This window comes from Paenibacillus sp. HGH0039 (genome assembly GCF_000411255.1).
In the GTDB taxonomy this organism is placed as follows: Bacteria; Bacillota; Bacilli; order Paenibacillales; family NBRC-103111; genus Paenibacillus_F.
In genome coordinates, this window is the sequence record NZ_KE150413.1 from 1,509,345 (window position 1) to 1,521,889 (window position 12,545).

The following is a 12,545-nucleotide window of genomic DNA, read 5'->3' on the forward strand; positions in this document are numbered from 1 at the left end:
GTTTGAAATAAGGGGGGTGGACGATATTGTCCGGCGCCGCTGCTAATGTTTGGCAACTTGGTCATTGGGATTTGTTCGTACGCATGGTCCTCGCCGCAGTTTTGGGCGGATTGGTCGGCATCGAGCGGGAGTGGAACAACCATGCGGCAGGCTTCCGCACCCATATTCTCGTCTGTCTCGGCTCGACCACCATTATGCTGCTTTCGATTTACGGATTCTCCGACTTTGTTGCCGAATCCAACGTCCGGATCGACCCTGCCCGTCTGGCCGCTCAGGTGATCAGCGGGATCGGCTTTTTGGGTGCGGGCGCGATTCTGCGCAACGGGTCTGTCATCAAAGGGCTCACGACCGCGGCCTCGGTTTGGGTTGTGGCGGCAATCGGCCTTTGCGTCGGAGCGGGGTTTTTGTTTGTCGCATTTCTGTGTACGTTTTTCGTCCTTATCAGTCTATACGTGCTGAACAAGTGGGAGAAACATTTGTTGCGCCACCGCAAAAAGCACGAGGTCAAGTGTATGATTATCGATATGCCAGGCGTTCTTGGGAAGGTTGCTTCCAAATTCGGCGAACAAGGGATCCAAATCGCCAACGTCAAAATGATGCCGGATGAACACGCGTCACCTGAGGCCAGAGGTATGCCTACGATGCAACTCTGCTTCACGGTCAAAAATCATCAAGAAGAAAATATCGTCCAAGCGCTGGAAGAAATTACGGCGCTGGAGATGGTGCTGTGGACGGAATCCAGTTATTTGCCTGCTTTGAAACCGGCTATTCCGGTAACCGGAAAAAATTCAATGAATTTATGAATTGGGAAGACTCCTTATGATTGGCTTGATAGGAAAGACTCCCGAATCGGTCCTATCAAAGAGCTATTAAAGCTGCCTGTAATGCCGGATGCCGAATCGAAAGAATTAAAAAAAGATACAGCCGAGTAAGGTTGATTGCTATGGAGATACTCTTTCGAATATAAGATTTAGACGTAAAAGGAGCCGTTGTTTATGAGAACCAAAGAAAATTTTGATCGGAACTGGATGTTTCATGTCGGTGAGGTAGGGAAAATTGTCAAGACGGTAAAAAAAGCCGGCATGATCGCCGGCCTGACGAATGCGCTGGGTGAGGAAAGACATGAGCCCTTTGCAATCGGCGAAGCTGGACGTATCACCCAGAATGTCGCTCGAGAATTACTGGGCGATCCAAACTTCGAACTTACCCAAATTTATGGCTCGGATACGCCAAAGGATAAGATTACAGGCTGGGTGGGTGTTCATCTGCCGCATGATTGGAGGTTGGAACAGCCGTACAACTCGGAACGCGGGGGTGCGTTTCAAGGTTATCTGCCCAATGGAGTGGGTTATTACCGCAAGGTATTTCAAATTCCGCAGGAGGATGAAGGCAAGAAGATCATCATCGAATTTGACGGTGTAATGCGGAACAGCTCGGTTTGGGTGAACGGATGCTTCGTCGGCGACCATCTCAGCGGTTATACCAGCTTTCATTATGACATCACGGACCTGCTGAAATATGGGGATAAGGAAGGGGATAATGTCATCCTGGTCCGAACGGATACGACAGGCGGAGACGAAGGCTGGTGGTACGAAGGCGGAGGCATCTACCGCCATGTCTGGTTAACCAAACATGATTACCTGCATGTGGACCGCTGGGGAACCTTCGTCAGAACTGAGCAGATTGACAATGAAATGGCCGCGGTTACGGTCGAAACGACGGTAAGCAACGAATATCCGCAGACGATGAAGTACGGCATCCGAACGAGTATTCTGAATCCGGCTGGGGAACTCGTTGCCATCACGGAAACCGACTGCGAAACGCCGGGAATCGACAAGCAAACGGTTCTTCAATCGGTTCAAGTGGCGAAGCCGCTGCTCTGGTCGCAGGATACGCCTCATCTGTATGAGGCCGTAACGGAACTGCTTCATGAAGGTCAAATTGTCGACACGTATCGGACCATTTTCGGGATCCGTACGGTGGAGTACCGCCAGGACGGATTATACCTTAATGGTAAGTACGTACAAGTGAAAGGCACTTGCAATCACCAGGATTTCGCCGGCGTGGGCATCGCGCTGCCGGACAGTGTGCATGAATATAAAATCAAACGCCTGCTGGAAATGGGCTGTAACGCTTACCGCTGTGCCCATCATCCTCCGGCCCCGGAACTGCTCGATGTATGCGACAGACTCGGGATGCTGGTTATGAACGAGAACCGGATCATGGAGAGTACGGAGATCAAGCTCGATGATCTGAAATCCATGCTGTATCGTGATCGCAACCATCCGAGCATCTTTATGTGGAGTCTCGGCAATGAAGAAAAGATCAGCGGCAGTTATCAAGCCAAACGGATGCTGAAGCGTGTGCAGGATTTGACGAAGCGAATCGATCCCACTCGTCCTGTTACGGCTGCCAATCTAAGTCAGGAAGGAATGGACATTGAGGTCAATGGCGTTAATTATGCCGAGTCTATAAAAGGAAGTCAAACGATCGGTGAATGGTTCCAGTCCCATCCTGAAGCCAAAGTCCTGAATACGGAGAATGTCTCCTTCTTCTCGGCAAGAGGCGTCTATGAGGATGATCCAGAGGGCGGGCGGTGTTCCAGCTACGGCTCGAGATATACGATGTTCGGTAAGGAGGTGGATGTAGGCAATCTGGGCGGAGCGGGCGGCACGTCAACGCCTGAACGGAGCTGGCGTTATTTCTTAAATAACCGTTTTTCGGGCGGCTTGTTCGTATGGACGGGTTTTGATTATCGCGGGGAGACGACGCCGTTCCAGTGGCCGTCCGTGCTATCGCATTTCGGCATTCTGGATTATTGCGGATTTGCCAAGGACTCTTACTATTTCTATCAATCGATCTGGAAGGACGAGCCTATCGTTCATCTTATGCCGCACTGGAACTGGCCGGATCGGCTGGGACAGCAGGTGGAGGTCCGCGTGTATACCAACTGCAATGAAGTGGAGCTGATGCTGAACGGCCAAAGCTTGGGCAAGAAGCAAGCGGATGCTGAAGCGGGCGAGCACATATTATCGTGGCAGTTGGCCTATGAGCCCGGTCTTCTCGAAGCCATCGCTTATCGGGATGGTGTGATGGTAGCAGCAGAGCGGAAAGAGACCACAACGGAAGCATACTCTGTTCATTTGGAGGCTAACCGGTCGGAACTGCTTGCTGACGGTCAAGACGTATCCATGGTCACGGTTTCGGTGAGGGATCAATCGGGAAGGGTAGTACCGGTTGCGGGCAACCTGATCCGGCTCCATGTAGCAGGTGAAGGCAAGCTGCTTGGTTTGGGGAACGGAGACCCGGGTTGTCACGAATCGGATAAGGGAGATACGAGAAGCGTGTTCAATGGATACGCTCTAGCCTTGATTCAGTCGTTGGAAAAAGCAGGGGAGATACGCATTGTAGCGTATTCGGAAGGGCTGGTGCCGGCGGTATTGACTCTTCAGACCCGAAAAGAGATTGCGAATTGAACACTATGAGGTGATACTTATGTCAACAACACGTGATGGGGCGTATCAGGGGCAGAGAATAATCCTTCTCGAAGGAACACATAATTTCCGCGATATGGGAGGCTATCAAACTGCCGATGGAAGGAAAGTCAAATATGGTATTTTCTTTCGCTCCGATGAATTGACCGGTTTGACGGAGCAAGATTTAGCGGCTGTTCAAGCCTTGAATATCAAAACGATTTTCGATTACCGCGATGACTATGAAGCGCAAAAGAAACCGGATCCGGTTTTTGCCGGCGTACAAAATATTCGCATTGCTGCTATTCAAGCAGAACAAGCATCTCGAATCAACATATCGGGAAATGCTGAGAATGCCGATCGAAACCAACACTTTATCGTCGATATGGTCAAAAACGGCTTTTTCAAACAATTTCGCGCAGATACTATGATGATGGAACTGTATACGAAGCTCCCGCTCGGCAATCCGTCATATAAACGATTAATGGAAATGATCCAGCATTCGTACAACCTTGGGCTTCTGCATCATTGCACGGCGGGCAAGGACCGTACGGGAGTCGGTGCTGCCTTGATCTTACTGGCGCTCGGCGTCCCGGAGGAAACGGTAATGAAAGACTACCTGCTCACCAACGAAACGATGAAAGGTTTCAACGGGAAATTGCTGAGTCAGCTTGCCGAACATGTGAATGAGGTGGAATTGCGCAATATCGAACACCTGCTTGGAGTGAAAGAACCATTCATGGAAGCCGCCTTCGGGTCGATCAAGAAGACGTATGGCAATGTTGACACTTATTTTTCTGAAGAATTCGGCTTGACCAGTCAAAGACGGGAAGCCTTGCAAAGCATGTATTTGGAGTAGGGGGACAAGCGTAGTAAAACGCATCCACTGGATGATCACAAAGCTTTTCCAGTCATTAGTAAAACAGGTCATGTGCTATTCGTGCTACACGTGTGATAGTATTACGGAACAACCGAATTACCGCAAGTTGCATGGAGGGAGTAAGCAATTGAAGAAAAGAACGAAGAAATGGCTCGCCGCCGCGGGAATCGTCGTCGCCTTGCTGGTGAGCGTCGATGTCGGGGGGAGCTTTTACTTTTATCATGTGGCGATTGAAAGGGCGCCGAAATATTTCTTGTTGAGCAGCCCCGATTTGGGATCAAGGCCTGCCGCAGCCGGCTTTAACGTGGACGGCAAAGCGTGGATCGACTCGCATCCATACCAAGAGATGGAACTGACGTCAGACGACGGATTGAAGCTTCGCGGCTACTACTGGCATGCGCCTGCGCCGACGAAGAAAACGGTCATCATCGCTCATGGATACGCCGGAAAAGGCAAAGACATGGGCATTTATGCCGCCTTTTACCACGATAAGCTCGGCTATAACGTGCTCATACCGGACGACCGCGGACACGGCGAGAGCGAAGGCGATTATATCGGGTTCGGATGGCCGGACCGCAAAGATTACGTGAAGTGGATTGACCTGATGATCGGCAAAGTCGGCACCGATGCCGAAATCGTCCTGCATGGCGTGTCGATGGGCGGCGCCACGGTGCTGATGACGAGCGGAGAACGGCTGCCCACAAATGTCAAGGCGGTCGTTGCCGACTGTGGCTACACGTCGGTCGAAGACCAATTAAGCTACCAGCTCGACCGCATGTACCATCTGCCGAGCTTCCCGATCGTGCAGAGCACGAGCCTGCTGACGAAAATGCGCGCCGGTTACGGCTTCGCGGAAGCGTCGGCGCTTGAGCAGGTACGGCGAACGAAGCTGCCCGTGCTGTTCATTCACGGAGATGCCGACACGTTCGTGCCGTTCGAGATGGCCGGCGAGCTGTACGATGCCGCCGGCGGCGAGAAGGAGCTGTTCGTCGTCCCGAAGGCCCGCCACGGCAAAGCGTACCAAACGAATCCGACCGGATACGAAAGCCGCGTCACCGCATTTATCGCGAAGTATATTCAGACGTAGCCTGCGCATCGCAAACCAATAGGCCACCTGGCGTCATTGACGCCAGGTGGCCTTTCTTTCCGTTTACCCGCGAATAACCGATACGGTACTTTCCACTTGATTCACCATATGAACACAGCCGTTTCTCTCATTGGTGGGTAATCTGGGGGTCATGGGAACTCTTAAACAAAAAGTTCGATTGTTTTATGATAACCGTTCATTATTATGTTGCTGTTGAATATAACGTTAGAAATGAAAGCAAATACTACATGAATGGCATTAATTATAGAATAGCAGTTGTTGTAAAAGACCGTGAAGAATGGAAATTTGCTCAATTCTCAGACGCCCCTGTAGATCAAATAGTGTTTTTAAATAAAGGTTTCAACACGAATGATGAGAAAAAAGCTTCAAAAATGTTAAAGGAGAGAAGGAACGGTAAAGTTTTTAATCGAAAAGGAGATTTAATTGAGGATATAGGTGTGAAAGCAGAACAATTAGATAAAGAAGAAAAGCTTAGATCAAAGAACACGCAAGCTATCAATAATCTGGGAATTTTATCTACAGCTGATCACGTACGTCCTTCAAGTATTAGGGTGTACATGAGTAAATCACAAAATCAAATAAATATTGTGGTAACAGTACTTGTGTATCATCAGTAAATTTCTACGACTACGTGAAAAGCACCCTACCTAATGAGTGGTCTCCAAACTTTAAAGAGGAATCTTTAAAAGCTGGCGCATTAGTAGTTAAAATGTATGGGTGGTATGCGGCATACTATCCATTAGCAAATCAAGTAGGTGCAGATATTTATGATGATACAAGAAGTCAAGCATTTACCTATGGAACCGAGTCGACCATTTTTACTTTGCCATAAATAAAGTGGATGGTGTCACAGTAGGGGACATCTTATTGGGCAGACACAGGTAAGAATTATATCTTCATGGTTTATTATTCTTATAATAACTCCTCTAAGGTATATTCATAGCTATTCTCCATGGAATTTTTATCTTAGTATTAGTATAACTAATCATTTTATGCATGCTTGATAAGTCATTTCCAGGCAATGTTCCACATTGATGATTTTATGATCGAATTTGCTGAGAAGTTGTTTTTGCCGCAAGGTGAAAGTTTTGATCAAGAAATTCATATTATCATCAGGTGCATGGAATTAAAAGACATGGTCAGATTTGGAAACTGGGGCTTGGCGGTGAGTTGGTTTAGATTAAACGAGAAGTTTCTGAGGTAACTGCTCGTTTTGTTTTTGACCAGTTATTGCTTGTGTGTTGATATAGGATGTACTTTTAGAGTGAGATGAATATTATGCAAATCAATGCATAAATGCCAAAAGTGCTTTTTCACATTTTTTATGAAATTTTTTGAGAAGTCCGGGCACCGGATCATTGCTATTCTCATTTATTATGAAACAAAGATCCTGTATAAATGCGGGGGTTTTGCATTGAAATTCTCACTTCTAATGAAAAATCACAACTAGTATAATGATAAGTCTTCCGATGAATTAGAATATGGGATATAAATGCGACAACCGATATTATCGGGACCGAATGAGGCAAATTGTTATTATATTGATAAATTAGTGCTAAATCTGAAGCGTAGTGAGTTTAATATAACATATCACCAGATTATTAAGGCTGTTGACGGGAAATATTAGGTTATTGAAATAGGGGGTATAATGACTTGATCATGAGAATTGAATTGTTCGTTAAGAACTTGAATGATTCTGTGAAATTTTATACTGATGTGTTGGGTTTTACGAAAGGAAAAGAGTCTGACAAATACATTTCAATGAGAAATGGTGATGCTGTCATTGGCCTTGGTGTTTTGTCCCTGCTTGATGACAACCATTATCTAAAACCGGGGTCAGAGTCAGAACGTAAAGGAGTTTGTGTTGAAATAGTTTTTGAAGTAGATGACATTAAAACGTATGTAAATAAAATACAAAATAGCAATCACCCTATAGAAACCGGAGTAACTGTTAGACCGTGGGGGGCGACTGACTTTAGAATAGTAGATCCTGACGGTTATTATATAAGAGTTACTTCAAAAAATTAGAAGAAATGGAACTAATCTGATATGTTAAAGTTGAATTATGGGAAACATCGGGTCTCTTTCTTACTTTATTGAGAAATATATATTCGTTAACTACATAGCGAGTGCATTTATTACACTGCTATTCTCATCTATTACATATCCTAGCTTCCCACCCCTACCTTACGATAAACAGAATAGTAAAATCTGAACATTCGGACTTAAACACAGGGTTGACGACTTTGCGAAACTTGAGAATCTTTGCTCGGATCAATTCGAGGATATTTTCGCCACTATAACCGAGTAACAGATACAACCTACCGTTTTGACATTTGACCATACAACATTTATACAAATTGACATTTGATGATGCTGTAGATGACATTTTGTTCATACAAAAAGCCCTTTTAAAGGGCTAAATTAATGACATTTCATATTACAGCGGACAAGACAAAGGTAAGATTAGGTGAAAGAACATCCTAATCTTGCCTTTTCTTTGAATACCTATCTATATCCAAGGGTTTACAGGGTTGCCTAATGAACAAAAACCGAGAGGGTGAGCGCTACTAACATTTTCGGTTTTTTCTTAACAAGTATCCGTATCTTCTTTGTTTCTGGGATATTCCGATCATTGTAAGTACCTTGATCAGACTATTGTCTGATATCAACTGTTTTTGTATGTGAGTCCCAGTTTACTTTTGCTTCAAATGTCTCACTTACCATTCTTGCAGGTACAAAAGCAGATCCGTTAACCACCGTTACGGCAGATTCCAAGAATACTTATTTGCCGTTTACTATGGCTTTATTCTAGCCGATTTTTAATTGTAAAGAGATATCTGATTTTTGAGCCGTCACGGTTTCCGTGTTACTATCCCAGGTTACATTAGCGCCTAGTGCTTCAAAGATTTTTCTCATAGGATAGCGAATAACAAGTGGTTTTCCAATATTTTCTTTTCCCTCTATTTTTCATACTATCGACCTAGTATAATAAGGTCGTTATATGCGTTTAGACCCAAAGCACTACGGACAACAAGAAACGGCGTATACAACATACTTATTAGAACTAACGGAGGGAACCCGTAAAATGAAGCTCGCAAGATTACGCCGTTTTATGAATTTGTTTTCATTAAGTGTTCTGGTTCTGGGTATGCTGTTACCGAACTTTGTTCAAGCGGCATCCACAGAAACGTTACAGACCTGGATCGCTCTTACGCCCAAAAAGAAATAGCGGGTCTCATCTCGGAAGGAATCCTTTCGGGATACCCCGACGGAACTTTTAAACCTGAAAATCCCATAACGCGCGCCGAATTCGCAAAAATTCTTGTATTGGCTCTGGGATTGAAGGAAGAACCGGCCAAGTCGGCTTCTTTCCATGATGTAGACGCTTCGAGCTGGTACAGCGGCTATGTCGGCTCACTTGTAGCGTCCGGCATTACACAGGGGACGACGGACAGCACTTTTTCGCCGGAGGCCAAAGTAACGCGTGAAGAACTGGTTGTCTTTTTTGTGAGGGCATTTGGGCTCGCGGAGAGTGTTTCCGTAAAAAGCCCGGCAACCAAGCTGACAGACTTGCACCTGGCGTCCGACTGGGCCAAGCCGTCCATATCTTTGGCTTATGAGATCGGGTTTGTCAACGGGATCGACGGTGAGGGAGGGCTTCTCTTCAAGCCGAAAAGCAGTTCGGACCGTCAGGCTGTAGCCCGTCTCGCTTATGAATTCAAAACAAATAATAAAGCCTATTTAAGCAAAGCCGAAGAAATCCTGGCTTCCAAGCCCGAAGTGACTCAACCGGCGCAGCAGATCCAGTCTTTGGTTTCGCAAAGCAGCACAACAATCGAAGTTACATTCTCTTCCGCATTGACGGAGCTGAACAAGGAAGATTTCAAGTTCGATCATGATCTTCTCGTTACAGCGGCGGATTTCAAGTCGGGGAGCAAAACAATTGTCGTGCTCACGACAACATCGCAAAATTCCGGAACGAAATACGTATTAACGTACAAAGGCAAGCCCAGCGGCAAGTCCGTTGAGGGCACGTCTCCCGTGTTTGGCGGTGGCGGTTTCGGAGGGGGCGGAGTTCCCGGCGGCGTAACGCCGACAGTCGAGCAATTGCTTGCCAGCGGAAAACCGCAAACGGCTATTACCGTTCAATCATCCGGCACATACGGTCCCGCAAACGGTAAAACAAATGTCCAGACTCTAATTCTGGACCCGGGTCCTACTGGCGAAGTAAGCTTGAACAATATTGATGCAGAGCAGATGGAAGTGCGGTCGGGGAGCGTAAGCTCCATTAAGCTGCGAAATGCGGTCGTAAAGAATTTGAAAATAAACGCAGTGAACAACAACGGGCTTCCCGTGAGAGTAGAAGCCGGCGATGGTACCCAAATAACTCATACCGAAGTGACAACTCAAGCTGTGTTAGAGGGTTCTTCTGGACAAAGCGGATTCGGCAAAATCAAGCTGGATGTTTCCGGCAAAAAGGTCAGTTTTAAAGGGAAGATCGACAGCGAAATAACTGTAATTTCTCCAGGAATGACTATTTTCATTGAGTCTCCTACAGCTGGCAATAATCAGCCTACAATGCTTACGAGGTTAACCGTTGCAGCCGCCGATACAATCGTCGACATTGCCCCTGTAGCGATTTTGTCCGAAATAAGTTCGAGTCAGTCCGTGACGTTAACCGGTGATTCCGAGTCTATTGCTAAAATCAAGCTGGTCGGCGGTGGCTCGTTTAAGCTTGATCCTGCCGGAGTAAACGAAGTCAAAGAAAAGGCAATTGCAAACGCGAATAAAGCCTTGAAGGACTATTTAGCCGCGTCGGGCGATTTTTCTGAGATTTTGGCCAAAGTATTAGAAGCGGACAGAACTATCCAGATAGCCAAACAATATGGGGCTCAGGATCAAGATTTCACTAATACCTATTCTTTTTATTTCAATCGTGACACCGTATATGAACTTAACGAAGCCTTGACTGCTTTAACAATCGGGTATGTGCCGGGCGATTCGGCGGATCATGTTACTGAGCGTCCATCCTTGCCTGATAACAATGGAAAAAACACCTTAATTACCTGGTCATCGAGTGATACGAATGTGTTATCTCCGTGGAGTTTATATTTAACCAGGCCGGCTTCCGGTGCGGGCGATAAGGAGATTACGCTTACCGCCACGCTCTTTAACAAAGCTTTTACGGCGACCAAGAGCTTCAAAATAACGGTAAAACAGCTTAACGCAACAGTGAAAACTGTTACTGGTCTTAAGCCGGATTTGCTGGTTGTGGAATTCGACGCGGCCGTAGCGGCTCAGGAAGCTTCCTGGTACCAATTTAATAATGGACTACAGGTTTTAAAAACCACCCAGTATCCCCAGTATCCGAACTTGGTACTGCTTGGTGTAAATTCGCAGAAAGCCGGCAGCAATTACAATTTCACGTATAAGAATGCTCCAACCGGTATAACTTTTACAGGAAGTGCAGCAAATGAATGCTCAGCCGAATGGTGCACCATACCGGGCAGTGGTCAAAAAGTACCCGTACCCGGCGTGAATGTACCCGGTGAAATAGAAGGTTTTGTCCTTGAAGGTATGACCAAACCCGCGGAAGATGCAGAAGTTTCTTTGACAGGCACTGGCTTAACAACGAAAACGGACAGCCGCGGACATTTCAAATTTACCAATGTTGCTCCTAATGTCAGCTACACTCTATCGGCGACTAAACCAGGTTACTCGATCGCAAACACTGCTAAGTTCAGCTTAGCACCCGGTCAAACCGTTCAGGCAGCGGGTATAAATATTTTCACAAGCCCAGCTCCTGTAACCAATGTAAAAATAACTCCAGTCTATTTCACGGACAAAATTTTACTTTCGTGGACACCTTCCTATTCGCTTGGCTCGAGTGTAACATTCAACATTTATCAAAACAGAACTATAAGCGTTGCCAATTATGCAGGCACCCAACTTTTGTTGGAATCATTGAAAGCAGGGGAAACATATACGTTCAGTGTTGAAGCGTGTAATGAAGTCGGCTGTTCCCAAATGAGCGCAGAGCAAACCATCCAGATGCCTTTAAATCTATCGGTAAGCAGCCTGCAGCCTTATAACTCCGTAACATCCGACGTATACGATGCGTTTAAAGCAATGGGGAAAAACGAATATTATCTCTCTCAGCCTTATCCAAACTTTGATTCCGTACTGGTTGAGTTTAAAGAGGGGCTTGATGATGGCACTCTCGGAACTCCTGCAGCACAAGCCGACTTGGACCTGACTACCGCGAAGATTATTGGAATAGAAGGGCAATCATTTAATGCTTCCGTTCAAATCTATCAGGGTAAAACCTACCTCAAGATAGACATCAATCCATCCGTATATGCCAAATCCGGCACTTATGTGATCAGCGGAGTAAAATATAAACAGAAAGCTGCGGAAGTATCTCCTTTTAGTATTATCTTTAAATAAGGGTTAAGGTTATTCAAGGCTTTCTTACGCCATTTAGATGGTGTAGGAAAGCCTTTTTTTCTCAAGTGAATGAATTTGTGCAACGCAGTATCAGAGAACGCTAGCGCAGCAAACCCCTCTTCCACAAAATGGTTGTTGCAAAAGGCGTCGGATGCTGGTAAAGTTACTTCTTGCCGGCAACAACGAAACACGCCGCGAAAAAAGAAATTCAAAAAAAGCTTGCATAGCTGAGCGCGACTGTGTTATAGTATAAAAGTTGTCGCTGAGACAAGCACTAACGACGAAGGTCGCAAGGCCTTACGAGATTGTCCTTTGAAAACTGAACAACGAGTGATTGAAGCGTCTCAAGCAATTGAGACATTAAATGAGAAGAAATTCTCGTCAGCAACGAATTTTTGAGCTTAATCAGCTTGAGATAAACCGCTGGCCGTAAGGTCGGCACAACTTTATCGGAGAGTTTGATCCTGGCTCAGGACGAACGCTGGCGGCGTGCCTAATACATGCAAGTCGAGCGGACTTGATGAGAAGCTTGCTTCTCTGAGAGTTAGCGGCGGACGGGTGAGTAACACGTAGGCAACCTGCCTGTAAGATCGGGATAACTACCGGAAACGGTAGCTAAGACCGGATAATCGGT

10 protein-coding genes are annotated in these 12,545 nt (G+C 46.2%); 8 read left to right on the forward strand and 2 right to left on the reverse strand.

Annotated elements, in window-relative coordinates; all coding sequences use genetic code 11:
• Positions 1 to 83 precede the first annotated feature (83 nt).
• The 7 genes from HMPREF1207_RS21255 (at position 84) to HMPREF1207_RS21285 (ending at position 7,489) form a co-directional block, all read left to right on the forward strand.
• Positions 84 to 803: an MgtC/SapB family protein gene (locus HMPREF1207_RS21255; RefSeq protein ID WP_231392121.1), complete on the forward strand. Its 720-nt coding sequence runs from the start codon at positions 84 to 86 to the stop codon at positions 801 to 803.
• 192 nt (positions 804 to 995) lie between these two features.
• A complete protein-coding gene (locus HMPREF1207_RS21260) occupies positions 996 to 3,476 on the forward strand; it encodes a glycoside hydrolase family 2 TIM barrel-domain containing protein (RefSeq protein WP_009674806.1) in 2,481 nt (826 codons plus the stop codon).
• 19 nt (positions 3,477 to 3,495) lie between these two features.
• Complete coding sequence (locus HMPREF1207_RS21265; protein ID WP_016423964.1) at positions 3,496 to 4,332, forward strand: tyrosine-protein phosphatase; 837 nt, start codon at positions 3,496 to 3,498, stop codon at positions 4,330 to 4,332.
• A gap of 148 nt (positions 4,333 to 4,480) precedes the next feature.
• On the forward strand, positions 4,481 to 5,440 hold the full coding sequence (locus HMPREF1207_RS21270) for an alpha/beta hydrolase (protein ID WP_009674773.1): 960 nt from the start codon (positions 4,481 to 4,483) through the stop codon (positions 5,438 to 5,440).
• A gap of 248 nt (positions 5,441 to 5,688) precedes the next feature.
• Positions 5,689 to 6,078: a hypothetical protein gene (locus tag HMPREF1207_RS21275; protein WP_231392122.1), complete on the forward strand. Its 390-nt coding sequence runs from the start codon at positions 5,689 to 5,691 to the stop codon at positions 6,076 to 6,078.
• A 14-nt stretch (positions 6,079 to 6,092) separates the two neighbouring features.
• Positions 6,093 to 6,293, forward strand: coding sequence for a SpoIID/LytB domain-containing protein (locus HMPREF1207_RS30795; protein WP_170318683.1), 201 nt, complete (start codon positions 6,093 to 6,095; stop codon positions 6,291 to 6,293).
• A gap of 827 nt (positions 6,294 to 7,120) precedes the next feature.
• A complete protein-coding gene (locus HMPREF1207_RS21285; RefSeq protein WP_231392165.1) occupies positions 7,121 to 7,489 on the forward strand; it encodes a VOC family protein in 369 nt (122 codons plus the stop codon).
• 627 nt (positions 7,490 to 8,116) lie between these two features.
• On the opposite strand, the gene HMPREF1207_RS30800 is transcribed toward HMPREF1207_RS21285, so the two are convergent.
• Together HMPREF1207_RS30800 and HMPREF1207_RS30805 are read right to left on the reverse strand one after the other, a co-directional pair.
• Entirely contained in the window at positions 8,117 to 8,239 is a 123-nt protein-coding gene (locus HMPREF1207_RS30800) for a stalk domain-containing protein (protein WP_082211334.1), read from the reverse strand.
• A 33-nt stretch (positions 8,240 to 8,272) separates the two neighbouring features.
• Positions 8,273 to 8,380: a stalk domain-containing protein gene (locus tag HMPREF1207_RS30805; protein WP_082211335.1), complete on the reverse strand. Its 108-nt coding sequence runs from the start codon at positions 8,378 to 8,380 to the stop codon at positions 8,273 to 8,275.
• Between the two features lie 411 nt (positions 8,381 to 8,791).
• Between HMPREF1207_RS30805 and HMPREF1207_RS21290 the strand changes: the two genes are divergently transcribed.
• Entirely contained in the window at positions 8,792 to 11,911 is a 3,120-nt protein-coding gene (locus HMPREF1207_RS21290; protein WP_009674807.1) for an immunoglobulin-like domain-containing protein, read from the forward strand.
• Positions 11,912 to 12,545: the final 634 nt, after the last annotated feature.